At 70.9% G+C, this 24,146-nt stretch carries 22 protein-coding genes; 10 read left to right on the top strand and 12 right to left on the bottom strand.

Annotation, left to right across the window (positions count from 1 at the left end; all coding sequences use genetic code 11):
• Positions 1 to 7: 7 nt before the first annotated feature.
• The 5 genes from P2T62_RS08715 to P2T62_RS08695 all read right to left on the bottom strand — a co-directional run bounded on the left by P2T62_RS08715 (position 8) and on the right by P2T62_RS08695 (position 4,300).
• Positions 8 to 508 carry an SCP2 sterol-binding domain-containing protein gene (locus tag P2T62_RS08715; protein ID WP_276261010.1) on the bottom strand — a complete coding sequence of 167 codons (501 nt, stop codon included), beginning with the start codon at positions 506 to 508 and terminating at the stop codon, positions 8 to 10.
• A 385-nt stretch (positions 509 to 893) separates the two neighbouring features.
• A complete protein-coding gene (locus P2T62_RS08710) occupies positions 894 to 1,679 on the bottom strand; it encodes an SDR family NAD(P)-dependent oxidoreductase (protein ID WP_276261009.1) in 786 nt (261 codons plus the stop codon).
• Positions 1,680 to 1,837: 158 nt separating this feature from the next.
• On the bottom strand, positions 1,838 to 2,554 hold the full coding sequence (locus tag P2T62_RS08705; protein WP_276261008.1) for an HAD family hydrolase: 717 nt from the start codon (positions 2,552 to 2,554) through the stop codon (positions 1,838 to 1,840).
• A gap of 73 nt (positions 2,555 to 2,627) precedes the next feature.
• On the bottom strand, positions 2,628 to 3,092 hold the full coding sequence (locus P2T62_RS08700; protein WP_276261007.1) for a hypothetical protein: 465 nt from the start codon (positions 3,090 to 3,092) through the stop codon (positions 2,628 to 2,630).
• Positions 3,089 to 4,300 carry a PQQ-binding-like beta-propeller repeat protein gene (locus tag P2T62_RS08695; RefSeq protein WP_276261006.1) on the bottom strand — a complete coding sequence of 404 codons (1,212 nt, stop codon included), beginning with the start codon at positions 4,298 to 4,300 and terminating at the stop codon, positions 3,089 to 3,091. The genes P2T62_RS08700 and P2T62_RS08695 overlap by 4 nt, the downstream gene beginning before the upstream one ends.
• Positions 4,301 to 4,462: 162 nt before the next feature.
• On the opposite strand from P2T62_RS08695, the gene P2T62_RS08690 reads away from it, so the two are divergent.
• The 5 genes from P2T62_RS08690 (at position 4,463) to P2T62_RS08670 (ending at position 9,880) form a co-directional block, all read left to right on the top strand.
• On the top strand, positions 4,463 to 5,587 hold the full coding sequence (locus tag P2T62_RS08690; RefSeq protein WP_276261005.1) for a hypothetical protein: 1,125 nt from the start codon (positions 4,463 to 4,465) through the stop codon (positions 5,585 to 5,587).
• Entirely contained in the window at positions 5,584 to 6,651 is a 1,068-nt protein-coding gene (locus tag P2T62_RS08685; protein ID WP_276261004.1) for an ABC transporter permease, read from the top strand. The genes P2T62_RS08690 and P2T62_RS08685 overlap by 4 nt, the downstream gene beginning before the upstream one ends.
• 1 nt (position 6,652) lies before the next feature.
• Positions 6,653 to 7,393 (top strand): ATP-binding cassette domain-containing protein, encoded by a 741-nt coding sequence (locus P2T62_RS08680; protein ID WP_276261003.1) that lies wholly within the window; start codon positions 6,653 to 6,655, stop codon positions 7,391 to 7,393.
• A gap of 74 nt (positions 7,394 to 7,467) precedes the next feature.
• Complete coding sequence (locus P2T62_RS08675; RefSeq protein WP_276261002.1) at positions 7,468 to 8,322, top strand: ABC transporter ATP-binding protein; 855 nt, start codon at positions 7,468 to 7,470, stop codon at positions 8,320 to 8,322.
• Between the two features lie 67 nt (positions 8,323 to 8,389).
• Positions 8,390 to 9,880 (top strand): ABC transporter permease, encoded by a 1,491-nt coding sequence (locus P2T62_RS08670; RefSeq protein ID WP_276261001.1) that lies wholly within the window; start codon positions 8,390 to 8,392, stop codon positions 9,878 to 9,880.
• 128 nt (positions 9,881 to 10,008) lie between these two features.
• Here P2T62_RS08670 and P2T62_RS08665 read toward each other — a convergent pair whose 3' ends face one another.
• Positions 10,009 to 13,245 carry an FAD-binding and (Fe-S)-binding domain-containing protein gene (locus P2T62_RS08665; RefSeq protein ID WP_276261000.1) on the bottom strand — a complete coding sequence of 1,079 codons (3,237 nt, stop codon included), beginning with the start codon at positions 13,243 to 13,245 and terminating at the stop codon, positions 10,009 to 10,011.
• Positions 13,246 to 13,610: 365 nt separating this feature from the next.
• Here P2T62_RS08665 and P2T62_RS08660 point away from each other — a divergent pair, with 365 nt between their 5' ends.
• Positions 13,611 to 14,246, top strand: a complete 636-nt coding sequence (locus P2T62_RS08660) for a DUF4352 domain-containing protein (protein ID WP_276260999.1) — start codon at positions 13,611 to 13,613, stop codon at positions 14,244 to 14,246.
• An 8-nt stretch (positions 14,247 to 14,254) separates the two neighbouring features.
• Here the strand turns inward: P2T62_RS08660 and thyX are convergent, their stop codons facing one another.
• The 3 genes from thyX to P2T62_RS08645 form a co-directional block, all read right to left on the bottom strand.
• Positions 14,255 to 14,974 (bottom strand): FAD-dependent thymidylate synthase, encoded by a 720-nt coding sequence (gene thyX / locus P2T62_RS08655; RefSeq protein ID WP_276260998.1) that lies wholly within the window; start codon positions 14,972 to 14,974, stop codon positions 14,255 to 14,257.
• A 78-nt stretch (positions 14,975 to 15,052) separates the two neighbouring features.
• On the bottom strand, positions 15,053 to 16,465 hold the full coding sequence (locus tag P2T62_RS08650; RefSeq protein ID WP_276260997.1) for a hypothetical protein: 1,413 nt from the start codon (positions 16,463 to 16,465) through the stop codon (positions 15,053 to 15,055).
• An 84-nt stretch (positions 16,466 to 16,549) separates the two neighbouring features.
• Complete coding sequence (locus tag P2T62_RS08645) at positions 16,550 to 18,652, bottom strand: hypothetical protein (RefSeq protein WP_276260996.1); 2,103 nt, start codon at positions 18,650 to 18,652, stop codon at positions 16,550 to 16,552.
• Between the two features lie 140 nt (positions 18,653 to 18,792).
• Between P2T62_RS08645 and P2T62_RS08640 the strand changes: the two genes are divergently transcribed.
• The 4 genes from P2T62_RS08640 (at position 18,793) to P2T62_RS08625 (ending at position 21,261) form a co-directional block, all read left to right on the top strand.
• Positions 18,793 to 19,650 (top strand): DUF429 domain-containing protein, encoded by an 858-nt coding sequence (locus tag P2T62_RS08640; protein WP_276260995.1) that lies wholly within the window; start codon positions 18,793 to 18,795, stop codon positions 19,648 to 19,650.
• A gap of 148 nt (positions 19,651 to 19,798) precedes the next feature.
• Entirely contained in the window at positions 19,799 to 19,996 is a 198-nt protein-coding gene (locus P2T62_RS08635; RefSeq protein WP_276261593.1) for a DUF5786 family protein, read from the top strand.
• Position 19,997: 1 nt separating this feature from the next.
• Positions 19,998 to 20,570 carry an endonuclease dU gene (locus P2T62_RS08630; protein ID WP_276260994.1) on the top strand — a complete coding sequence of 191 codons (573 nt, stop codon included), beginning with the start codon at positions 19,998 to 20,000 and terminating at the stop codon, positions 20,568 to 20,570.
• A gap of 79 nt (positions 20,571 to 20,649) precedes the next feature.
• Entirely contained in the window at positions 20,650 to 21,261 is a 612-nt protein-coding gene (locus tag P2T62_RS08625) for a uracil-DNA glycosylase (protein ID WP_276260993.1), read from the top strand.
• Positions 21,262 to 21,276: 15 nt separating this feature from the next.
• Here P2T62_RS08625 and P2T62_RS08620 read toward each other — a convergent pair whose 3' ends face one another.
• From P2T62_RS08620 to P2T62_RS08610, 3 genes are read right to left on the bottom strand one after another with little or no spacing between them, the layout of a single operon-like run.
• Positions 21,277 to 22,281: a PhnE/PtxC family ABC transporter permease gene (locus P2T62_RS08620; RefSeq protein WP_276260992.1), complete on the bottom strand. Its 1,005-nt coding sequence runs from the start codon at positions 22,279 to 22,281 to the stop codon at positions 21,277 to 21,279.
• Entirely contained in the window at positions 22,278 to 23,075 is a 798-nt protein-coding gene (locus P2T62_RS08615; protein ID WP_276260991.1) for a phosphonate ABC transporter ATP-binding protein, read from the bottom strand. The genes P2T62_RS08620 and P2T62_RS08615 overlap by 4 nt, the downstream gene beginning before the upstream one ends.
• A gap of 43 nt (positions 23,076 to 23,118) precedes the next feature.
• Positions 23,119 to 24,123: a PhnD/SsuA/transferrin family substrate-binding protein gene (locus P2T62_RS08610; RefSeq protein WP_276260990.1), complete on the bottom strand. Its 1,005-nt coding sequence runs from the start codon at positions 24,121 to 24,123 to the stop codon at positions 23,119 to 23,121.
• Positions 24,124 to 24,146: the final 23 nt, after the last annotated feature.

Below are 24,146 nucleotides of genomic sequence, written 5' to 3'. Positions count from 1 at the left end.
CGCTGGCTTATTTCGCGTACTCCTCGTCGACGAAGTAGCAGTCGATGCCCGAGGAGATGTCGGTCAGCGTCGCGGCGGCCTGCGAGTACTGCATGACCTTGTTCATGTCGCCCTCGAGCTCGAACTTGCCGGACATCATACCGTCGATGGCGCCGATGTTGCCCCGCAGGAGGTCCTTCCAGACGGCGTAGTCGGCACGGAGGATGAAGCCGGCCTCCACGTCGTCGGGGTCCTCGATGAGACGGGCGTCGGTGCACTTGCCGCCCTCGAGCCCGACGAGCGTGTAGCCGGTGTCGCCGTCGACGTACTGCTCCATCTCCTCGCGGAGGTCGTCGGGGAGCGCGTCCATGTCGATGTCGTCGATGGGCATCCCCTCGGTGATGAACAGGAAGTCACCGTCGAAGCCGACACCCCAGTCGGCTGCCGCCTCGGCGTACTCCTCGTTGTTGTTGATCGCGTCCTTGTACTCGTCGAACCAGGCCTGGCTGGGGAACGGAACTTCGCTCATCCGTTACGTGCCTCGTGTTATCACCACCTGACCGTTGTGGATTCAATCGACGGGTGGTTTAAGTGTCCCCCAGCGATGGCTGGGTCTGACGGCGACCCGCCGCTTCGGCATCGGCGGCACTGACTGAGGACGACTCGTGCCACGGACAGCGGACCCACGCCTACGACACCAGCAACGGGACCACGACCGTGACACCGGCAACAGGACCGCGACCGTGACACAGAGATTCAATCTCTGTACGCGCGAGCGAAGCGAGCGCGTTTCTCCGCTGGCGACCGCTGGGAGCCAGCGGCATTTTTTCTGAACGTTTTTTGCGGCGAGTGGTACCCGACGCGGTGCCGGCCGAAGGCCGGCCCGCGAGCGGTACCCGAGCCGCCAAAAAAGCTCAGAAGGAGAAGAGGTCGATACCGCCGGTCACGCCGACGACCTGGCCGGTGATGTAGTTGGCCTGCTCGGAGCAGAGGAAGCCGATGAGGTTGGCGACGTCCTCCTCCTTGCCGAGCTTGCGCATCGGCGTGGCCTTCGCGATGCGGGCGAAGTGCTCGTCGGTCTGTTCGAGCATCTCGATGTCCATGTCGGCGAGCGCGCCGACGACGATGCTGGGCGCGATGGCGTTGGAGGTGACGCCGTGCTGGGCGCCCTCGAGCGCGAGCGTCTTCGCGAAGCCGATGAGAGCCGCCTTCGTCGCGGAGTAGGAGGCCTGGCCGAAGCCGCCCTGCCAGCCCGCCATCGAGGACATGTTGACGATGCGGCCCCACTCCTGCTCCTTCATGCGGGGGTAGACCTCGCGCGTGATGTTGTACGCGCCGGTGAGGTTGACCGCCATGTCGCGGTCCCAGATGTCGTCGTCGAAGTTCTCGACACGGTCACGGGCGTCGACCATCCCGGCGTTGTTGATGAGGATGTCCGTCGACCCCAGTTCCTCCTCGATGGCCTCGACCGTCGCCTCGACGTCCGTGCGGTCGGTGAGGTCGCACTCGACGGCGAGCGCGTCGCCGCGGTACTCCTCGCCGCTGTTGATCTCGTCGGCGACGTTCTCGGCCTTCTCCTCGGCCACGTCGAGCACGACCACGTCGGCGCCCTCCTGGGCGAGTACGCGGCAGTCCTCGCTCCCGATACGTCCGGCGCCACCGGTGACGATGGCGACACGGTCCTCGATTCCGAAGTCCATTGCGACCGGCCTATTCCGTGGACGTCGCTTAAGCGTTTATCCGGCACAACAGCGGCCGTTTATGCCACGACGGCACCGGGACGAGCACAACGGCCGCGCGACAACCACCCGGCCGATGTTTGCTCTGAACTCCCCTGATTTCCGAACGAGTGTCGCGATTACTCGGAAACTCCGACGATTTCGAGGATGTCTCGGAGGTCCGTGACGACGTGGTCCGCCTCCGCACCGGCGGCGTCCTCGCCGTAGGCGATGGCCGAGAGTCCCAGCGCGCTCGCGCCCTCGATGTCGTGGCCGTAGCGGTCACCGACCATCACCCCATCCGCAGGGTCGATGCCGTGGTCGGCGGCCTTCGCCAGCGCCGTCTCGAACATCCGGCTGTCGGGCTTCTTGTAGCCGACCGCCTCCGAGGTGGTGACGTGGGCGAAGTGGTCCGCGATGCCGAGCTGCTCGAACATGGACTCGGCCTCCGCCGTATCCACGTCGCTGATGACGGCCTGGTAGACGCCAGCCTCGTCCAGCGCGCGGATGGTCTCGACCGCCCCCGGTTCGGTGCGGAGCGTCTCGTCCGAGCAGCGTTCGAGGACGGGGCGCCACTCGGACTCGGCCGGGGGCTCCCGTCCGGCGGCCTCGAAGACGGCCTCGGTCGCCTTCCGGTAGCCCTCCCTGGCGGTCTGGTACTCGGTCCCCTCGCCGGCGCGGAAGTGCTCGCCGAGCGCAGCCTTCCAGCGGTCGCGGGTCGCTTCCGGGTCCAGGTCGTGCTCTTCTGCCAGCTCCCCAAGGAAGGCGGCGTACCCCTCACGGATGGACGCGAGTTCGATGATGACGCCGCCGATGTCCCAGAAGACGGCGTCGTAGCGGCGCGCGGTGTCGGTCATGCCCGGTCCTCCGAGCGGCGGCGTGAAATCGGTGTCGTGTGGCCGGCGCGGGGCGTCGCCGGTTCGAGCCCCGTCAGTCGTCCCGCTCGCCCCGGAGGTGGGCACGCAGGCGGGCCCGCGCGCCGGACCAGTCGATACCGAAGACCAGCGCCCACGAGAACGAGAGCGCGGCGAGCCACGTCAGGCCCACGTCCGCTGCGACGTACAGCGACCCACGGAGGTCGCCGACCGACGGCACCAGGAGCGCCCCGAGTGCGACCTGCAGCAGCACCGCGACGAAGGAGAAGGCGAGCACTCGGCCCGTCGACGGCGGGTGGCGGAGCCCCGACAGGAGTCCCGCGACGCCGGCTGTCGTGACGGCGCCGACGGCGGTCGTCGCCCCCACCGCCGGCGAGAACAGCAGCGTCCCCGTGACGCCCCGGACGGCGCCGCCGACCGAGAACCCGAGCAGGATGAAGTACGCGATGGCGTAGCCGACGCGCTCTGCGGTCCCGGGCGGTTCCTGCGGCCGGTCCGCGGCCGCGTCGTCGGCGCTCATCGCTCCCCCTCCAGCGCGAAGACCCCGCGCTCGTTGCGGACGTAGAGCGTGCCGTCCGCGACGGCCATCCCCGATGGCGGGCCGCCCGGGAAGGATACGTCGAACGCCCGGGCGCCGTCGCCCGTCGCGAGTGCCACCACGCCGTCCTCGACTGGAAGGTAGATGCGGTCGTCGGCGACGGCGGGCGTCGCGAAGCCGTTGACCGGCACGTCAGCAACCCATCGCTCCTCGCCGGTCGCCGCGTCGAACGCCGCGGCACCCTGGTCGTTCGTGACGTAGACGCGGTCGCCGTCGGTCACCGGGTCGCCGAACCGCTCGGTATCGAACGGCGCCCGCCAGACCTCCGTCCCGTCGGTCGCATCGAGGGCGTACACCGACCCGGCAGCGAGGTAGACCCGCCCCCTCGCGACGGCCGGGGAACCGGCCAGCGACGACATCCCCTCGATGGTCGTCGACCACTCCTGGGAGCCGGTCGCGGGGTCCCGCCCCTCGAAGCTCCCCTCCGCGAGGTCGTCGAACAGCTGGACGGTCACCAGCAGCCCCTCGTCCGGCGCGTACGCCAGCGGGGCGACCCGCTCCTCGAGCTGCCAGTACGGGAGTCCCGTCTCGGCCGAGAGGGCCACGAGCCGGTCGACGCCGTCGACAAGCGAGAAGAGGAAGACGGTGTTGCCGACGGCCAGTACCTCGCGGAAACTGCTGTTCGTCGCGTACGCCCACTCGCCGGACCCCGTCGAACCGTCCAGCCCGTACAGGGAGACGTCCGCGACCGTGAGCGCGTGGCCGGCCGCCAGCTGCGGCCCGGACTGGACGAACTCGTTGCGGCCGTCGCGGCCGATGGGGTCGCGCTCGCGGTGGCCGGTCTGCCAGGCGAGCGAGCCGTCGTCGGGGCGCAGCGCGAACGTGGACGATGCGCCGACCGCGAGCACCTGCTGGGGCGTGGCGACGATGCCCGGCGATGCGGTCGGGTCTCGGGGGGTCAGGAACCGCCAGCGCACGCTCGCGCCCGACCGGGGCCCCGGCTCGGGCTGGTAGCCGGTCCGCCGGGGGCCACGCTTGCGGGCGGGCCAGGAGCCGAAGTCGGCCGTCGGCGCGAGGCGCATCTCTGGGCGGACCTGCGCGGGGGTGAGGCCCGCTGCGGCGATGCTGGCGAGGAGGCCACCGCCAGCGGCGAGCGCGCCGCGGCGGCTGAGCGTGGAGGGCCCGGTCATCGTCGGCGCCTCGGAGCGCTCCGGTATGTGTCTCCCGGCTCTCGCCGGCGTGGGTCCCGACAGGCCTAAACCGTGACCCGACGACCGCACGGCCATGGCAGGTTCCCCGCCCGCCGCGTCCCTCTCTCCTCCCGCCCTCGGGGCCGGACGAGGTGCGTCCCCGTGACCCCGGACACACAGGCGCTGGCCGTCGCCGGTGCCGTGGCGCTGCTCCTCGGCGGTGTCTGTGTCGGAGCGGTCGTCCTCGGGGCCGAGCCGCCACCACCCGACCCGTACGAACCGACCGAGAACGTCCCTGCCGGGAGCGACTACGTCGGCACACTGAACACGACCGAGTTCCGCTCGGACCCCGCCGTGAGGAACGGGACGCGTGCCTCGCTCGCCTTCCAGGGTGCCGTCCAGTTCTACAGCGGGCCGCCCTACCTCCGGACGCTGGCGCTCGACCCGCCGGCGAACGCGAGTCTCGACCCGGCGGCCGCGAGCCACGTCACCTACTTCGGCCGCCACGGCGAGCCGTACGGCGCCCGACTGGTCGTCGCGAACTGGAGCGCCGAGGAGACCACCGACGCCCTCGCCGCCCGCCGCGGCGTCACGTTCGAGACGGAGACGCGCCGCGGGTTCACCATCTACCGCTCGGAGCGTGGCCCGGCCGTCGCCGTCCTCGATGGTGGCGCCGAGGGCGGACCCATCCCGCGCGAGGGACCGCGCCTGCTGGCCATCGGGAACGGGACGGCAGTCTCGGACGCCGTCGACGTGGCCATCGCCCGTGCCGACCCGGAGGCCGACCCCACGACGCTCGGCGGCGAACTCCGCCGGCGCTACGAGGACACCGACGACGGCTACGTCCGGTTCGCCTACCGCTTCCGGCCGGAGACGGTCCCCGACTACCCGTTCGTCGGGCCGGCCGTCCGCACCGTCGAGTACGTCGGGACGAGCTACACGCTGAACCGGACCGATCGGGGGAACGCCAGCGCGACGCCGGACATCCGCGTCCGTATCCGCATCACGAGCGCCGACGCCGAGAGCGCCGACGACGTGCGGAACATCATGTCCGCGGGGCAGTCGTTCTACCTGTTCGAATCCTCGAACCGGACGCTGAAGACGGAACTCCGGCGGGTCCGCCTCGACGTCGAGGGCCGGACGGTCGTCACGAGCTACGAGTCCTCGCCCCGGGGCCTCCGGGTTCTCGTCCGGGGTCTGTTCCGGAACCAGCCCGAGCCGCAGTCGCTCGCCGCGCCCGAACCGACGAGCGGTGACATCGACGCGACCCGCGAGGAGCCCGCATGAGCCTGCGAACCGTCCTCCGGAAGGAGCTGCTGTGGAGCCGACACCGCGTGCTGGCGCTGCTGTTCGTCCTGATACTCCTGCCGGCCGCCTTCGCGGGCGCCTCCGTGTTCTTCCAGCACGTGCTCCCGAAGGACGCGCCGGTCGCCGTCGTCGCGGGGGAGGATGTCTCCGACTCCGAGTACGACGTGGTCGCGGCGTCGTTCCGGCTGTTCTCGAAGCCCATCCAGTACGACTCCGAGGCCGCCGCGATGCGCGACCTCCGGCGCGAATCGGTGTACGCCGTCGTCTCGGTGCCGCCGGACCTCGACGACCCCGAGGTCGAGCAGGTGAACATGACCGTCACCATCGACGGCGACGTGACACCGTACCGGGAGCCGTCGCAGGCCCTCGTCAGCGTCGTCGCGGGGACGATGAACCGCCAGCTCGACAAGCGCGTGGTGGTCCAGCGCGAGATCGCCGGCGAGGAGCGCAAGCTCTCCTCGTACCTGCTCCCGACGTTCCTGATGATCATCGTCCTCACGTTCGCGTTCGCCTACCTGCCGTACAACCTCGCCCGCGAGGAGGCCGTCCTCGACCGGCTCCGGGTGGAGACCTCCCTCGATACGGTGGTGGCGGCGAAGCTCGCCTTCTTCACGGCCCTGCTCGCGGTACCCTTGCTCGTCTTCCACGGCATCGGCGTCGCGCTGGGCTACGGCGTGAACCTGCTCGCACCCGGGGCGGTCCTGGCGTACGGCCTGACGTTCCTCGCGTGCGGGGCCATCGCCACGGCCGTCACCTTCGCGTCGGGCTTCGGGACGACGGGCCGGCTGTTCAACGTGCTCGTCCTGTTCGGCTTCCTCGGGTTCTCCGGGCTCGTCTACCCCGTCGGGTTCTTCTCGCCGCTCCGGCGCGAGGTCATCCGACTGGTGCCGACCCACTACGCGATGCTCACGGTGCGGGGGACCGCGCTCCGGGGCCTCCCCGTGACGGAGTTCGCGACCTGGCTCGCCGGTATCGCCCTGTTCGCGCTCGCGATGCTCGTGCCGCTGAAGCTCTCGCTGCTCGCCTACGAGCGGGGGACCTGAGATGAGCGGGGACCAACCATCGTCGACGATGCCGCACACGGACCCGACCGCTATCGACCCCATCCGCGTCTCGGGGTTGCGCAAGCGCTACGGGACCGTGATGGCCCTCGACGGGGTCGACGTGACCGTCGACCCGGAGACCTTCCACTGCCTCGTCGGCCCGAACGGCTCCGGGAAGACGACGCTGCTGCGGACGCTCCTGGGACTGGTCGAGCCCTCAGCCGGCGAGGTGTCGGTTCCCGACGTGCGCCTCGGGACGGCGTTCCAGCGTCCCTCACACTACGACCAGCTGACGGTCGCGGAGAACCTGTCGGTGTTCGGCGCGCTGGCGGCCGCCGACGATGGGTGGGCCGAGACGGTGCTCGATCGACTCGGTCTCGACGTGGTCCGCGACCGCATCGCCGGGGAGCTGTCGGGCGGCTACAGCCGGAAGCTCGACCTCGCGCTCGCGCTCCAGAAGGAGCCCGCGTACCTGCTGCTGGACGAGCCGCTCGGGGACCTGGACGACGTGACGAAGCTCCGGTTGGTCGAGTTCCTGGCTGAGTACCGGGACGCCGGCCACGGGGTGGTCGTCTCGACCCACAACCTCGGGCAGTTCGCCGCCGCCGTGGACCACCTGACCATCGTCCACGACGGCGAGGTGCTGCTGGACGCGCCGCGGGACGACATCGACGTGCCGGACGACGACCTGCAGGAGTTCTACGTCGAGCGGGTGGTGGAGGCGGCCTCGGAAGCGGAATGAGGGACCCGTGACGCTGCCGGTGCCGGAGTGGGCGATGCCCCAGGTATTACCCACACGCCACCGTCTCCCCGACAATGATCGACGTCCGTGGACTGCGGTACACGTACTCGGGGGCCGACCGGCCCGCACTCCGCGGCCTCGACTTCTCGGTGCGGGACGGCGAGGTGTTCGGGTTCCTCGGTCCGAGCGGCGCGGGGAAGAGCACCACCCAGAAGGTGCTCATCGGGCTCCTCGACGACTACGACGGCGACGCGACGGTGCTCGACCGGCCGGTCCGCGAGTGGGGGCGTACGCTGTACGAGCGTATCGGCGTCTCCGCCGAGACGCCGAACCTCTACCGGAAGCTGACCGGCAGCGAGAACCTCGAACTGTTCGCCTCGCTCCACGGGGGGTTCGCACGTGACCCGACGGACCTCCTCGAACGGGTCGGACTGGCCGACGCGGCCGACCGTCGCGTGGGGACGTACTCGAAGGGGATGCAGATGCGGCTGAACTTCGTCCGCGCGCTCGTCCACGACCCCGGGCTGGTCTTCCTCGACGAACCGACGGCGGGTATCGACCCGAGCAACGCGCGGGCAGTGCAGCGCGTCATCACCGACCTCCAGGACGACGGGACGACCGTCTTCCTGACGACCCACGACATGGCGGTCGCCGACCGGCTCTGTGACCGCGTCGCGTTCATCGTCGATGGCCGCCTCGCGGCCGTCGACACGCCGCGAACGCTGAAACTCGAACACGGCACGCCGACCGTCCGGGTCGAGTACCGCACCGACGGAACTCTCACCGAACGACAGTTCCCCCTCACGGACCTCGGTGACGATTCGGGGTTCCAGCAGCTCCTCCAGGGCGGCCAGATAGAGACGATCCACACGGACGAGGCGACCCTCGAGGACGTGTTCATCGAGGTGACGGGGACCGAGCTGACATGACGGGGACCGCGTCGACGTGGCGGCCGTGGGTGTGGGCCGCCCATGTCCCCTGGGAGGTGCCCGCGCCGTGAGACGACTCGGGTCGATGATGGCGTGGGACGCTCGGCTCCAGGTCAGATACGGGTTCTACACCGTCTACGCGGTCCTCACGGTGGTGTTCATCGTCGGACTCCGCCTGCTCGGGCCGGAACTCCGCACCGACGCCGCAGTGTTGCTCATCGTGACCGACCCGACGGTACTCGGGTTCTACTTCATCGCCGCGGTGGTCCTGTTCGAGAAGGAGGAGGGCGTGCTGGACGCGCTGGTGACGTCGCCCATCGGCGACCGGGGGTACCTCGTCTCGAAGGCCGGAACGCTGTCGGTCCTCGCGGTCCTCGCCACGACGCTCGTCGCCGTCGTCGGCCACGGCCGGGTTCCCGGGCTGGCGGTCCTCGTCCCCGGCGTCGCACTCTCGGCGTCGCTCTTCGTGCTGATCGGCTTCACCGCGGTCGCCCGGTACGACTCCGTCAACGAGTACTTCATCAGCGCGGTCGGCTGGGGGACGGTTCTGTTCCTCCCGCTGTTCGGGTACGTCGGCCTCGTCGAGACGCCCCTGTTCTACCTGCTGCCCGCCCAGCCAGTGCTCCTCCTCGTCGAAGGCGGCTTCCGCCCGCTCGCACCGTGGGAGGTGGGCTACGGCTTCGGCTACCTCCTCTTGGGGAACGCGGTCGCGTACCTCGGCGCGCGCCGGACCTTCCGTCGGCACATCGTCCGCGGTGGGGACCCCAGGCGGCAACTGGGCCGTCAGGAGACCCCGGCCGCCCGGCAGCACCAGCGGCCCTCCTGGGGCCAGTCGCGGTCGCCCTGGCTGGGGATGGTGGTCGCGGACCTCCGGAACTGGGTCCGGGACCCGATGCTGGGCATCGCGGCCGTCGGGCCGCTCGCACTCGCCGCCGTCGTCCGACTCGCCGCCCCGACGGTGGCGGACCTGAGCGCTCCCATCCTCACGCTGGAGGATTTCTACCCGGAGATAGCCGGGAGTCTCGCGCTGTTCGGCCCCGCCATCTACGGGTTCGTCGTCGGGATGTTCGTCCTCGAGGACCGCGAACAGGGTGTCCTCACCGCCTACCGTCTGAGCCCGCTCTCCGGCCGCGGCTATCTGCTGTATCGCGGTGTTTCGGCCTACGTGCTCAGTCTCGCGGCGACGCTCCCGGCACTCGCCGTCGTCGGCCTCGTCCCGATCCCGCCGGCGGTCCTCCTGGGGTCGGCAGCCGTCGGAGCGCTCGGCGGGCCAATCATCGCGCTGGCCTTCGGCACGGTGGCCTCGAACACCATCGAGGGGATCGCCATCAGCAAACTCGTCAACCTCGTCGTCCTCGGGCCCGCCCTGGTGGTGGCGGTGGTGCCGGAGCCGTACCAGTTCCTCGCCGGGGTGTTCCCGGCGTTCTGGCCGGTCAAGGCCATCGTCGCCGGTGTCGCCGGTGACTCGTCGTGGGGAGTGTATCTCCTCGCCGGGGCCGTGGTTCATCTGCTCGGGATTGCGGTCCTGTCCCGTGTGTTCGCCAGGAGAACTGATTGACCTCACAGAGACCGGCGGACGTTCGACGAACAGACGAATCGAATAATGTCCAGATACAACCCATAATATACTTACTAAGTCGACAAATGCAAAAGTAATTGAGTTATAAATATATCCGAGTATTTATCCTACTCAGACAGCGCAGCGGCCAGCACCTCGACGGGATGCGGCGGTCGCTCGTCCAGCCCCTCCCAGTCGTCGAGTTGCGTCCGGCACGACGCCCCCGGTGCAACCACCGTCTCGGCCGGGCTGGTCTCGACCTGCTCGAACAGCAGTTCTCCGACCGCCCGGCTCATCGAGTAGTGCTCGGCCTCGTAGCCGAAGGAGCCGGCCATCCCACAGCAGGTCGAGTCGAGCGGGTCCACCTCGAAGCCGGCACGCCGGAGGACACCCACCGCGTGGTGGTCCTTCTTCGTCGCCTTCTGGTGGCAGTGGCCGTGGTAGGCCAGCGACCCGGCGAGCGGGGCGTGCTCAGCACCCTCGCCGACGGCCCCGTCGGCGTCGAACGCCACGTCCCGGTCGAGGTCGTGGCGGTCGAGGTACTCGCAGACGCCGTGCGTGTACTCGCGGACCAGCTCGACGGCCGTGCCAGACAGGAGGTCGCCGTAGTCCGACTGCACCATCACGGCGTCGGTGGGCTCCACGACGACCACGTCGTAGCCGTCCTCGACCCGTGGCGCGAGTTCGGCCACCACGTCGCGGGCCCGCTCGCGGGCCGTGTCGAGGAAGCCCTTCGAGTGGGCCGCCCGGCCCGACGGGAGTGGCTCCGCGAGGGCGACGTGGACGCCGGCGGCTTCGAGGACCTCGACGGCGGCGCGAGCCACCTCCGGCGTGACGTACGTCGAGTACGGGTCCGGCAGGAGGACGACCCGGTGGGCGGCGCCATCGGCCGCGATGGCCGGCTCGCGGGCTTCGAACCAGTCGACGAACGACTCGCTCGCGAACGCCGGGAGATCGCGCTCGCGGGCGATGCCGAGCGTCTTCTCGGCCAGCCAGCCGCTCCCGGGGAGCGACCCCAGCGCGTTCACGAGCGGCGCGAACCGCGAGCCGGCAGCCGAGAGGTCGAACACGTTGGCGAAGAGGCGGTCGCGGCGGTGGGGTGTCCCGCCCTGCTCGTGGGCGGCGTGCTCGACCTCGGCCTTGAGCTTCGCCATGTCGACCTGCGAGGGACAGTCCCGGGCACACCCCTTGCAGCCGACACAGAGGTCCATCACCTCGTGGAGGAACTCCTCGTCGGCCGTCTCGGGGTCGAGGTCGCCCGAGAGGAGCTGCCGGAGTGCGTTCGCGCGCCCCCGGGTCGCCTGGATCTCCTCGTCGGCCGCGCGGTAGGTGGGGCACATCACGCCGCCCGTCGTCTCCTGTGGCCCGCGGCAGCCCCCGCAGCCGTGACAGAGTTCGACCATCCCCTGGAAGCCGTTCTCGTTGTCCCACGAGAGGGTGGGCTCGAAGCCGGCGCCGCTGTCGCCGTCGCCGGTGTCGTCGCCCCCGTCGCCCGCGTCCGCACCCGCGAGGACGCCGGCGTCGAACTCGTACTCCGGTGAGAACCGGAGGTTCTCGGTCATGTCCACGTCGCCGCAGATCTGGCCCGGGTTGAGCAGCCCCTCCGGGTCGAAGGTCGCCTTCAGGTCGCGGAAGATCCGGTATACGTGGTCGCCGTACAGCTTCCGGTTCCACCCCGAGCGGGCGCGGCCGTCGCCGTGCTCGCCCGAGACCGAGCCGCCGTACTCGACGACGAGGTCGGTCACGTCGTCGGCGATGGACTGCATCCGCATGACCCCCTCCACGGTCTTCGTGTTCACCAGCGGCCGGACGTGGAGACAGCCCGGCCCGGCGTGGGCGTAGAAGGAGGCGTACGTGTCGTGGCGCTCCAGCACCTCGCGGAAGTCCGCGACGTACTCGGGCAGTCGCTCGGGCGGGACCGCGCAGTCCTCGACGAAGGAGATGTGCTTCGCGTCGCTGGTGCGGCCCAGCAGGATGGGGAGGCCGGACTTGCGGAGCTTCCAGAAGCGCGCCCGGTCGTCGTCGTCGTGTGCCTCGCGGGCGAAGGTGGCGCGCCCCGGGTCGTCGCTGGCCGGCGCCTCGCCCGGCGGCTCGGCCGCCGGCTCCGCGTCGAGGTGACGTGCCCGGTCGGCGAACAGGTCGGCCACACGCTCGCGGCCCGTCCCGTCGTCGGGGGCGTAGAACTCCACCAGCAGCACGGCCCCGGTCCCGCGGGGCGCGAGGTCCCGCACGAGGTCGCCGAACTCCGTCGTGTCCCGCGCGAGGTCCAGCAGCACGTCGTCCAGCACCTCGACCGCGGCGGGGTCGTGGTCGAGGATGGGCGCCACGTCCTCCATCGCGGTCACGAGGTCCTCGTAGCCCAGCAGCGCGACCGACTTCGTCTCGGGGACGGGTTCCAGCGACACCGTCACCTCCGTAACGACGGCGAGGGTCCCCTCCGAGCCGCACAGCAGTTTCGCGAGGTTCACCGTCGCGTCGTCGGGCAGCGGTTCGACGTCGCCGCTACCGTCGCTGGGGCCGTCGTCGCGGCCGGCGCCCCGGTCGCCCACCCCCAGGTCCCCCGGGTCGCGGTGGAGCCCCTCGTAGGCGTCCGCGACGAGCGCGTCGAGGTTGTAGCCGGAGACGTTCCGCTTCAGGTCGGGGAACGCGTCGTCGATGGCGCCGGCCTCGGCCTCCAGCAGGCGGAGCACCCGTTTCGCGACCTTGGCGCGGATGGACCAGTCGCTCTCGGCCTGGCGTCGCAGGTCGCCGACCGTCGTCTCCCCGAACGTCGCGGTCGTCCCGTCCGCGAGGACGACCTCGCAGGACTCGACGTAGGCGTCGGTCTTGCCGTACTGGAGCGAGTGCGCGCCCGTGGAGTTGTTACCGACGGCACCGCCGATGGCGGATTTGTCGCCCCACGCCGGGTCCGGGGCGAACTTCAGGTCGTGCTCCGCGAGGCGGGCGTTCAGGTCCCCCAGCAGACAGCCCGGCTGGGCCGTCGCCGTCCGCCCGTCGGGGTCGACCTCGACGATGGCGTCCATCTCGGCCGTGAAGTCCAGGACGACCGCCTCGTTCACCGACTGGCCGGCCAGCGACGTGCCGCCGCCGCGAGGGAGGACCGGCACACCCTCCTCGGCACAGAACTCGACCGTCGCCGCCACGTCCTCGGTGTCCCGAGGGAGCACCACGCCGACGGGTGTCACCTCGTAGGCGGAGGCGTCCGTCGCATACAGCGAGCGCGTGAACTCGTCGAACCGGACCTCGCCCGCCACCCGCTCGCGGAGGCCCGCCACCAGGTCGACGTGTTCCTCGGGCGCACCACCACCCACGTAGTCGTAGTCGGCCCGCGGGTCCGCGGCGGGGTCCGACTCCTCGGTTGCCATGCGCGTTCCTCCGGGCGCCGTCCACGTTAATCCCCGCGCCGAGTCGTGGTTCGGTTACCTGGCCGGTCGACGGTCGGGCATCCTGGACGGTCGACGGCCGGGCGTCGTGGCCGCCGGCGGGAATTTCTTGCCGCTCTGCGCGCAACGGCCCGATATGTCAGACGGTACCGGCGACCCGGCGGCACGACGAGAGGGCCGGGGGCGCGCTGCTCGCCGCCTACGTGCTCGTCCTCAGTACCGTCGGCGGCGTCTGCGGCACCTTCGCCGCTAGCGAGGTCGACATCACGGGGCGGTGACGGACACGGAGCTGGGGCCCGATACCGCCGAGCCACAACCTTCCTGTCCGGACCTGCCGATGACCGGATGTGCATAGCCGCCGCCGGGTCCTGCGCGCGCTCGCCCCCGGCGCGGCGCTCTGTGTCGCCGGCTGCAGCGATGGGGTCGACGGCGACGATTCCCTGGCGGGGACACCGACGGCGACCGCGAGCCCCAGTCCGACGCGGCGTCCGGGCCCCGCTCCGGCCGCCCGTGTCCTCGGGGCGAGCGCGACGGCCGCCGACGGCACCCGCGTCACGGCACGGCGCTGGACCGCCTTCGCCTCGGTGTCCTACGAGGGAGAGGACGGCACCGCGAGCGTCGACCCCGAGCGCGGCCGCTACCTCGCCTACGACTTCACCATCGAGAACACCGGCGACGAGCGGCTGCCGGCGGTCCGTGACACCGTCTTCCGGCTGCAGCTGGCGGGCGGAATCTACCGTCACCTCCACTCGCTCCGGGGCGTGCCCTTCGACCGCCTCCGCCAGCCGGACGGCGCGCCTGGCATCCGCCCGCTCGTGTGGTACGACGGCCTGGCGCCGGGGGAGTCGGTCCGCCTGCAGCTCGTGTTCGACGTCCCCCATCGTCCCCGGTTCCGCCACTACCTCGCGTGGGACCACCCGGAACCGGTGGTGGACACGGAGGGCGTCGTGTCCCTGTGGCCGGGTGGGGCGGACGACCCCTGACCGGTCCGCTACGGCGACAGCGGCTGCGGGTGCTTCTCCTCGTACCGCTCGAACGTGTACGGCATCCACTCCTTCGCCTCCTCCAGCACGCGCTCGGAGAGGTGTCTGACCTCCCACTGGGCGTCGCCCTTCATCCGCATGTTGAGCAGGTGCATCAGCGCCCGCGCGTTCATCGAGAAGGTCATGTTCACCTTCGTCCCGATGGGGAGCAGCATCCGGGCGTCCTCCTTCGGGACGCCGGCCTCGACGAGGTCGGTGTACGCGTCGATGCACTTCTGGTAGACCTCGTCGGCGAGTTCGCCGCGCTCCTCGGCTGACAGCTCGATCTCCTCGACGCCCTCCCGGGAGACGACCTCGTCCGATTCGAACGTCTCGGGGTAGGTGAACCGCTCCTCCAGGGGCTCCTCGCCGGAGAGTTCGACGTAGCGGAGGCTCATCACGTCGAAGGACGCGTGGCGGTGGCGGGTGATCTGGGCCATGCACGAGCGGCTGACCCCGCGGACGGCGAACGTTGCGGAGGGGTGCTCGAACGGTCCCCAGTGGCCAGAGCGCATCAGGTGGTCCATCAGCGTCTGCTTCTTCTCGTCGATGGTGTCGCCCTCGACCGGCTCCATCACCTCGGCGAACGGGACGTCGCTCCCGACCCAGTCCGAGGAGTAGTCACCGCGGGCCGCGCGACAGACGAGTTCCTCGGGGTCCGGCGTGCAATCGAGGAGTTCGACCTGCATGCCCGGACCGGGGGCCCCAGGGGGTATCAAACGTTCGGCAGCGGCGTGCGAGTGGTGTGGAGGGAGACGTGACGAGCGTCAGGGCGCCTCGGACTGCGCCAGCACCGCGCTCGCGTTCTCGCCGCGCCAGAGAACGAGGACATCGCTCCCGGAGTCGACCGCCATGTCCGTGGTGTAGGTCTCGCCGGCCGAGATGCCGTCCTCGGGGGCGGTCCAAGTCTCCATCTGTACCTCCCCGTCGGCCTCGTACCTGACGTCGAGGTCCGTGGTCACGGTGTCCCCGCCCTCGTGTTGGATCGTCAGCGTGCCGTCGCTGGCGTACTCGAAGGCGAACGCGACCTGCGGAGCCTCGACGGGCGTGCCACGGGAACTCCCGCCGCCGCTCGACTCGCCGAAGCCGAACTCCTCGGAGAGCCGCTGCGGGTCGCCCGTGATGGTGAGGAGGACCGCCTGGCCCTGCGTGCCGACCTCCGTCTCCGGGGGCGTCACGTCGTCGGAGCGGGCCTTCGCCGTCTCGATGGCCGACCGGAGCGTCTCGGCCCGGTCGCTCACCACGTCCTCGCTGTCGTAGTACAGCCGGACGGTGGTCTCGGCCGAGGTGGTCTCGGGGGCTGCGCCCGTGCCCACGACGCCGGCCAGGTCCTGCGTGAGTGCCATGACGTCGCGGCCGAGTTCGTCCTCGGGCTCGCGCGTGCCGCCCTGGCCGTCGCCGAAGTAGCTCCGCCGGATGGTCGCGCCGTCGGTGAGCGCCCCGGCGATGAGCGGGCTCCCGTCCGTCTGTGCGAGCATCTCCGTCGCGAGGTCGGCATCGGCGAGCGGACTCCCGCCGCCACCGAACGTGTCGATGTGGGCCTTCACCGCGTCGATGGCGGTGGTGGCGCCGTCGGGGGTGGCGCTCAGCTCCGATCCGTCCGACCCCCCGCTCGGGTCGGGAACGTCCACCGTCGCGCCGACCAGTGCCTCGGCCGAGATGGCCACCGCCGTCGTCCGGGTGTAGTCGTACTCGCTGGGGCCACCGTAGAGGCTGTATCCCTCGTACTCGCCACGGCTGGTCAGGCGCTCGCCGCTCTCGGCCTGCGAGCGGAGCGTCTCGGCGTCGAAACTCCCGGTCGCGATGCCGGAGTAGACGCTCGACTCGTCGCCGTACTCCCGTCGTTCGCCCGGGTCGGTGCCGAACACCGCGCTCACGCGGTCGGCGTCGGTGGGGTCGGTCCCCTCGATGTCGCTCGTCGTCTGGTCGACGCTCTCGCGGAACTGCTGCGGGAGCGCGGCCTTCTGCTCTGCGTAGGCCGACGCGTCGACCGAGACGAACAACCGCGACTCGGTCGACACCAGGGCAGCCGGGTCGAGCAGCGTGCTCGCGTATCCCGGGGGCTGCGGGCCACCGCCGCCGGTCGCGTCGTCGATCTGCTCGGTACAGCCCGCCAGGCCGGTCAGGAGGGCTGCGAACCCGCCGCTCGCGCGGAGGACGTCGCGTCTGTCGGGAGCCATTACCGCTCGTTCAGGCAGGCCCGGCAAACGTCTTGTGTTCGAATCGTCGGCTGTAACCCCCCGCCGGCCGGCGGGTTCCGCGGCTCAGTTCGTGGTCGGCGTCCCGTCCTCGACGGGGGTCGGGGTCGCGGATTCGGTGGCGGTCGGGGTGTCCGTGGCGGTCCCGGTCCCCGTGTCGGTCGCCGTCCGGGTCGGGGTTCCCCGGTCCTCCGCCGTCGTGGTCCGCGTCCGCTGCGGCGTCGTGGTCCGGGTCTCTGTGGCCTCCCGGGGCGTCGCGGTCCGCGTCTCGGTCGACTCTCGCGGTGTCGCGGTCCGCGTCTCGGTCGTCTCCCGGGGCGTCGCCGTGTCCGTCCGCTCGCGGGGCGTACGCGTCGGCGTGTCGTCGGCCGAGGCTGTCCGGGTGCGACGGGGCGTCGGCGTCGCCCCGGTGTGGTACTCCGCCAGGACGGTGGGGTCGGGGCCGTCCCACAGGACCCGCACGGAGCCGTCCTCCGCGAGGCCGTTCTCGGTGGTGAACGAGTCGCCGGCGGTGATGGCACCGTCGTCGGGCTCCCACAGCTCCTTGCCGCTGCCTCCCAGAGCGTCGTAGACCACGACGAGGGACCGGTCGATGGCGTCGCCGCCCTCGTGCGTGACGGTGACCCGGTTCTCGGCGTCGATCTCGAAGGCGAAGGCGACCCGGGGGACCTCATCCCCCTCCGGCGGGCGGTAGAGCCCCAGCGTCGCCGACGAACCACCGTTCGCGGAGGTCCAGATGACCCGGAGCATCCCGGTGACCGGCCGGTCCGTCGTGATCGAGTCGCCGGCGGTGACGGACCCGTCGTCGGGCTGCCACCGGCGCTCGATGCCCTCGTCCTCGGATTCGTAGAGGAGCCCGATGGTGCCCTCCGTGCCGACCTCGTCGCCGCCGTCGTGCGTGACGGTCACGCGGCCGTCCTCGCGCCGGTCGAAGGTGAACGAGACCTGTGGCGCGCGCGGCCGGGGCTCCTCGCGGCCGCCGAAGCCCAGTTCCTCGTAGAACGCCGACGGGTCGCCCGTGACCGTCACCGCGACGGCCGCACCGTCGGCCGTCACGCCGACCTCGGGCACGGTGAACGCCTCCGTCTCGGCGCGGAGCGCGTCCCGGAGGCCCCGCACCGCGTCGGCCCCGTCGCTCGCGGCGGACTCGTCCTCGTACAGCAGCCGGAAGACGACCTCGCCGCTGCTGGCGCCCGAGGCGTCGGCGCTCCCGCCGAACGCCGTCAGCCCCAGCGTGACCCGCCGGAGGTGGCGCTCGACCGGACTGGGGCCGGAGTCGCTCACCGTCGGCGTGGGTGGGGGCGTCTCGCTGGTGGCCCCGCCGTCGTCGTTCCCGTCGCGGCCGTCCGCCGCCGGCGTGGCGGTCCTGGCATCGGGCCGGTGGAACCCGAGCCGTTCGCGGAGCGTGGACGCGTCGAACGCCAGGCCGCCGACGATTGGGCCGTCGAGTGCGTCGGCGAGCCGGCCGAGCCGGTCGTTCGCGGCGAGGAGTCCACCGGAGCCGTCGGCGCCCGCCTCGGCGTGCAGTTCGGCGGCCCGTTCGGCACTCACCCCGCCCGCCGGGGTTCCGGATGGTTCCGGCGGGGTCTCGCCCGCCGGCGAATCGCGGTAGCCGCCGCCGGCGTTCGCCAGCGCCAGGATAACCGCGTCGTCGGCGACGGCGGCCGCCTGTGTCTCCCCCGGCCGGTAGCGGTTGCGCTCCGTGTAGAGGTCGTACCCCTCGAGGCTCCCGGCCGCTTCGAGCGACGTCTCCGACGCGACGGCATCGCTCACGGCACCGACGTCGAAGCTACCGGCCCCGACACTCGTCATGACGTACTGCTCGTCGCCGTGGTCGTCTGGGTCGGGGTCGGCGAACGCACCGAGCCCGGTCACCCGGTCGAAGTCATCGACCGCGACGCCGTCGTACTCCCGGGCGACCCGCTCGACGGTCTCGTTGAACGGGGCCGGCAGGGCGGCCTGCTGCTCGCGGTAGGCGGTCACGTCGACACTGTAGAAGCCGCGGAACGACGCCTCGAACAGGGTCCCCGTGTCGAACAGCCAGTCGGCGTATGGGGGTCGCTCCTCACCGGGCGCGTCCGTGGCGTCCTCGATACAGCCGGCGAGGCCGCCACTCAGGAGGGCTGCGACGCCCCCGGCACGGAGGACGTCGCGACGTTTGGGACTCATCACCAGCCGGTGCCGCCTGCTCCGGTAAGTGTCTTCGGTGTCTCCACCTCGGGAACCGGCCACCCTCCCGCCGACCCCGTTCCGAACGGCACGGAGCGGCCGGGCGACGGATTCTCGATGCCGCCGCGCCAGGTACGACCGTGCACGTCCACGGCGTCGACTTCAGCGGGAGTGCGGAGCCCGGGGAGGACATCTGGCTCGTCTCCGGACGGTGTCCGGGGAGCCCGTCGGCCGACGGCGACCTCGAACTCCGCGTCACGGCCGCGCGCCCGGCGAGCGAGGCGTTCGACGCCACCGGCCGCGAGCCGGTGCTCGAGGGACTCAGGCGGTTCCTCCGCGGCGAGCACGGGGGCGCGACGGCACGGCAGGTGACGGGGCTGGACTGCTCGTTCGGGCTCCCGGCGACGGTGCTCCCCGACGAGGTGACGGCGACTGGCGACTGGCGGGCGGCTCTCGAGTGGGTCCGCGAGACGTTCGCCGACGCCGACGGCCGGTCGTTCCAGTCGGCACTGAAGGAGCGGGCCCGCGGCAGCGACGCCGACGGCGTCGAACTGAAGCGCGCCACCGACGGCCCGACTGGTGCCTCCTCGCCGTACTCGTTCATCACCCGCTACCAGACACTCCACGGCCTCCGGGACCTGGTCGGGCCACTCGTCGAGCGCGACGCCGTCGCCGTCCGGCCGATGATTCCCGATGTCGCCGACCCCTCGCTGGTCGAGGTGTACCCCGCGGCGACCCTGCGCGACCTCGGCCTCCCCGACCGCAAGTACAAGGGCGACCAGTATCCCGGAGCGCGCACCCGACGCGAGCGTATCCTCGACGGGGTGCTCGACCGTGGCGTGACGCTGGAGGGGGTCTCCCGTGAGCGCATCCTCGCCGACAGCGGCGGCGACGCGCTCGACGCGCTCGTCGGTGCAGTGGCCGTGGCGCGGAACCTGCCCGACCTCGCGATCGACCGCGCACGGTGCGACCCGATCGAGGGCTACATCTACGTATAGCGGGCCGGACGAACGGTTCGAGGCGGAGAAGACGTCGACCGGACGGAACCCTGTCAACGTTTCACTCGGGTCGGCTCGCCGACGTAACAGTCCCACCCGGTGACCGGCGCACCATTTATCACGAACAATTCACTAGGGTCGGATGGACATGGGCTTCGGGAGCTACGACGAGTCGGAACAGGAGAACCAGGAGATCGACACCGACTTCGAGGACGAGGAGGGGATGAACACGGCCGAACACGACCACCGCGGCGACGTGAACTACGAGTTCGGGGACACGGACAGCGACGAGTTGCTGAACAAGCTCAAGGACATCAAGGACCAGCAGGAAGAGCAGGGTTCCTGAGGTGACGGACGGGGTCCGCGCGCTCGGCGTGGCCGAGTCGGCCGCGGGGGACCGGTCGGCGACCGTCGCCGGGGCCGTGGTCCGCGCGGACCGCACCTTCGAGGACCTCGTACTGGATTCCTGGACGGTCGGCGGCACGGACGCTACCGACACGGTCGTCGACTGCTGGGGGCTTCTCGACCGGGAGGACGTCCGGTACGTCATCGTGGCGGGCATCGCCCCCGCGTGGTTCAACGTCCTCGACCTGCACGCCATCCACGAGGCCGTCGAGCGGCCGGTGCTGTCGGTCTCCTTCGAGGCGAGCGACGGGCTGGAGCCGGCGCTCCGCGATGCGTTCGCCGACGACCCCGACGGGCGCGAGCGCCGGCTCTCGGTCTACGAGCGCCAGCCGCCCCGCGAACGGGTGACTGTCAACGACGAGACCTGCTTCGTCCGGGCGGTCGGTTGCGACGACGAGACGGCCCGCGAGGTGGTGGCCCGGTTCACCCCCGAAGGCGGCCGCCCCGAACCCGTCCGCGTGGCCAGGCTCTGCGCCCGCGGCGGCGACGACTTCCGGCGACGGGAATCCGAGTGAGGCAGCAGTCCGCCTCCCACCGGTAGCGTCGCTCCGCGCGACCGCGGGGGCTTAGTAGCGGCCCCGAGTGCGGGCCGACATGAGCGAATCGCTGCCAGGCGAGATGGATGGTGTCGCGGTGACGGCCTGTGAGGCGTGCCCGGAGCTGTGCGAGTCGCGCTCGCGCATCGTCAACGGGATCGGCCCGACGGACGCCGACCTCGTGTTCGTCGGCGAGGCCCCCGGCGCCAGCGAGGACGAGCAGGGCGAGCCGTTCGTCGGCCGCTCGGGCGACGTGCTGACCGAGGCCCTCCGCGACCGCGGGCTGGCGCGCCGGGACGTCCGCATCACCAACTGCGTGCGCTGCCGACCACCGGACAACCGCGACCCGAAACGGGACGAACTCGCCAACTGCAAGGGCTACCTCGCCGCGGAGCTCCGGCAGGTCGACCCCGAACTCGTCGTGACGCTCGGGAAGGTCCCCGCCCAGCACCTGCTCGAGCGGTCGGTGGCGGTGACGAAGGAGGCCGGCACCGTCCACGACGCCCGTGTCGGCGACGGGAGCTACCGGGTCCTGCTCTGTGTCCACCCGGCGGCGACGCTGTACGACCGGAGTCAGGAGAGCACGTTCGCCGACGCGCTGGACGAGGCGGTCGCGCTGGCGGGACTGGACGAGGAGGGGGGCGGGCAGTCGCGGCTCGGGGAGTTCTGAGCCCCGAGAGGCCGGTTACCGGTCGGTCCCGCGGCCGAGCCACTTGTTCCCGTCACCCAGGTCGCGGAGCGCGTCGATGAACCCCTTCGAGTCGTGCTCCGAGGGGCGGAGCCGGGCGCGGAGCCGGGAGGAGAGCAGCTCGATGGAGAGCACGAGCACGAGCAGCGTCAGCAGCCCGGCGCCGGCGCGGAACGAGTTGAACAGGTTGAGGTTCTGCTGGATGTACTGGCCGAGCCCGCCGGCCCCGACGACACCCAGGGAGACCGCGATGCGGGTGTTGATCTCGAGGATGTAGAGCGTCCAGGCGACGAACGAGGAGGAGACCTGCGAGAGCATCCCGAAGTTGATGACCTGCGGCCGGGAGGCGCCCGTCGAGCGGATGGCCTCGATGGGCCCCTCGTCGATCTCCTCCAGCTCGTCCGTGAACAGGCGGCCGAGGTTGCCGACGGTGTCGGTGGCGACCGCGAGCATCGCCGTCAGCGGCGAGAGCGGGACGAGCGCGGCGAAGATGAACACCCAGACCAGCGCCGGGACGGCGCGGATGGTCGACATCACGCCGCGGAACCCGAAGTTGAAGGGGAACGGCGTGACCCGCTCGGAGCCCAGCACGCCGAAGAACAGCGCGAACGGGAACCCGAGGATTGTGCCGACGATACCGATAGAGAGCGTCATCACGACCGCCGAGACGATGAGGCTGCTCCGCAGCGACTGGATCGTCTCGACGATGGTCATCGGGCGCGACAGGCTGACGACGATGGCCCGGAGGCCGCCGATCTCGTTCTCCCGGGTGTACAGCGTGAAGTCGATGAAGTTCGGCCGCAGGTACTTCGCGAACTCCTGGAAGAAGAAGTCGAACTGCGCGAACCGGATGATGTCGGGGACGGGGCGGCTCCCGAGGAACCCGGTCCCGAAGTAGACGGTGGCCGCCGCCAGCGCGATGGCGGCGAGCGTCAGGAGCCGTCGGATGGCGAACCGGCGCTCGATGCGTCCCAGGATCTCGTCGACGGAGTCGCTGCTCACGACTCCACACCCCCGGTGACGCTCTCGGCCGCGGCCGCCTCACCGTCTCCCCCCTCGCTGAACGCACCGTCTGTCTCCTCGCCGTAGTAGAGCCGGTCGACCACGTCCATGGTCAGCGCCTCGCGGTCCCCGTCGAAGATGATGCTCCCGTCCCGGATGCCGACGAAGCGGTCGCCGAACTCGCGGGCGATGTTGACCTGGTGGAGGCTCGCCAGGGTCGTCAGGTCACGCTCCCTGGCCGCCTGCTTCATGTAGTTCATCACGTCGCGTGCGGCCTTCGGGTCGAGGCTGGAGACCGGCTCGTCGGCGAGCAGCAGCGAGGGCTGCTGGACCAGCGCGCGGGCGATGCCGACGCGCTGTTTCTGGCCGCCGGACATGGACCCGGCGCGCTGCTCGGCCTCCTGCAGCAGGCCGACGGTGTCCAGCGCCCGGAGCGCCTCGCGCTTGTCCTCGCGCTCGTTCAGGGTGAGCGCGCTGCGGAGCGTTCCGGTCCGGCCCAGGGCCCCCGTCAGGGCGTTCCGGTAGGCGGAGATGGACTCGATGAGGTAGTGCATCTGGAACACCATCCCGACCTCGCTGCCGGTGGCCGAGACGGGCTGACCGCCGATGCTGACGCTTCCCTCGGTCGGCTGGGTGAGTCCGTTGAGGATACGCAGGAGAGTCGACTTCCCGGCCCCCGAGGGACCGAGGACGACGACGAACTCGCCGGAGTCGATATCGAGCGAGACGCCGTCGAGGGCGACGGTGTCCTCGCCGTACCGTTTCGTGACGTTCTGGAGCGAGACGCTTGGCATGTGTTGGGTGTACCGCAGAGCGGTGAAAAATCGGTCGTTCGGGTTACTGGTCGAGCAGCTCGGCGGTGATGCCCAGCTCGTTGGCGACCTCGACGACGGGCTCGTAGGTCTCGTTGCTCGCCTCGCGGACGTCGCTGAACCAGAGGTCGTCGTCGGTGTCGGCCTCGCCGTCCTCGCCGAGGTACATCGATTCGGGGGCCTCGATGAGGGCCTCCTTGACCGCGTTCTGCTCCTCGTCCGAGAGCTCGGGGCTGACGACGATGGGCGCCCGCGGGATGCCGTCGGTCTCCTTGACGTAGCGGAAGCCGCTCTTGAGCTCGCGGTCGTCGTTGAGCGAGATGAACTTCCCGACGCCGGCGGCCGCGACCTGACCGCGCTCCAGGGCCGCGAAGGCCTCGGCGTGGCTGGAGAACTGCGGCGTGAAGTCGGCGTCCGTCGTGTCGTTGGGCAGGTCGCCGATGCTGAGGCCGGCCTGCTTCAGCATGTACAGCGGGTAGAGCGCGCCGGAGGCCGACAGCCGGTCGGCGAAGGCCACCCGCTCCCCCTCCAGGTCCGACAGGGACTCGATGTCCGAGTCCTCCTGCGTGACGATGACCGACGCATACGTCCAGGAGCCGTAGCCGAACCGCTGGAGGATGATGTCACAGCGGTCGTTGGCGACGCCCAGCGCCGCGGCGAACGGGCCCGTCTCACCGATGTCGCCCGCCCCGCCGCCCAGGGTCTGGAGCACCGCGCTGTAGCCCGCGGCGTACTGGAGCGGCACGCGGTTCACGTCGAGTTCGCTCTGGAGTTGCTCCTTGACCGGCTGGTACTGGGCCTCCATCAGCGACTGGGGTTCGCTCGGGGACATGTAGAACGTCGCCCGCCCGTCGCCGAACGGGACCGGCGTCGGCGTCGGTGTGGGTTCGCCACCGTCACCGCCGTCGCCGTCGCCACCGTCACCGCCCCCGCCACCGTCGCCACCATCGCCGCCACTGGTACATCCCGCCACGAGCCCGAGGGCGCCCGTCGCGCCGACCGTTTTCAGGAACTTACGTCGATTCGTCATGTCGCTGACCGGATGTTCCGACA

The sequence above is a fragment of the Haloglomus litoreum genome, assembly GCF_029338515.1.
Taxonomy (GTDB): Archaea; Halobacteriota; Halobacteria; order Halobacteriales; family Haloarculaceae; genus Haloglomus; species Haloglomus litoreum.
This window is presented reverse-complemented; position numbering and strand designations above follow the sequence as displayed.

Bases quoted from the DNA above. Each gene is read 5' to 3' on its own strand.
- P2T62_RS08610 (WP_276260990.1), bottom strand. From the start codon at position 24,123: ATGACGAATCGACGTAAGTTCCTGAAAACGGTCGGCGCGACGGGCGCC.
- P2T62_RS08705 (WP_276261008.1), bottom strand. From the start codon at position 2,554: ATGACCGACACCGCGCGCCGCTACGACGCCGTCTTCTGGGACATCGGC.
- P2T62_RS08695 (WP_276261006.1), bottom strand. From the start codon at position 4,300: ATGACCGGGCCCTCCACGCTCAGCCGCCGCGGCGCGCTCGCCGCTGGC.
- P2T62_RS08685 (WP_276261004.1), top strand. From the start codon at position 5,584: ATGAGCCTGCGAACCGTCCTCCGGAAGGAGCTGCTGTGGAGCCGACAC.
- P2T62_RS08710 (WP_276261009.1), bottom strand. From the start codon at position 1,679: ATGGACTTCGGAATCGAGGACCGTGTCGCCATCGTCACCGGTGGCGCC.
- P2T62_RS08625 (WP_276260993.1), top strand. From the start codon at position 20,650: ATGAGCGAATCGCTGCCAGGCGAGATGGATGGTGTCGCGGTGACGGCC.
- P2T62_RS08615 (WP_276260991.1), bottom strand. From the start codon at position 23,075: ATGCCAAGCGTCTCGCTCCAGAACGTCACGAAACGGTACGGCGAGGAC.
- P2T62_RS08680 (WP_276261003.1), top strand. From the start codon at position 6,653: ATGAGCGGGGACCAACCATCGTCGACGATGCCGCACACGGACCCGACC.
- P2T62_RS08715 (WP_276261010.1), bottom strand. From the start codon at position 508: ATGAGCGAAGTTCCGTTCCCCAGCCAGGCCTGGTTCGACGAGTACAAG.
- P2T62_RS08675 (WP_276261002.1), top strand. From the start codon at position 7,468: ATGATCGACGTCCGTGGACTGCGGTACACGTACTCGGGGGCCGACCGG.
- P2T62_RS08700 (WP_276261007.1), bottom strand. From the start codon at position 3,092: ATGAGCGCCGACGACGCGGCCGCGGACCGGCCGCAGGAACCGCCCGGG.
- P2T62_RS08635 (WP_276261593.1), top strand. From the start codon at position 19,799: ATGGGCTTCGGGAGCTACGACGAGTCGGAACAGGAGAACCAGGAGATC.
- P2T62_RS08665 (WP_276261000.1), bottom strand. From the start codon at position 13,245: ATGGCAACCGAGGAGTCGGACCCCGCCGCGGACCCGCGGGCCGACTAC.
- P2T62_RS08645 (WP_276260996.1), bottom strand. From the start codon at position 18,652: ATGAGTCCCAAACGTCGCGACGTCCTCCGTGCCGGGGGCGTCGCAGCC.
- thyX (WP_276260998.1), bottom strand. From the start codon at position 14,974: ATGCAGGTCGAACTCCTCGATTGCACGCCGGACCCCGAGGAACTCGTC.
- P2T62_RS08650 (WP_276260997.1), bottom strand. From the start codon at position 16,465: ATGGCTCCCGACAGACGCGACGTCCTCCGCGCGAGCGGCGGGTTCGCA.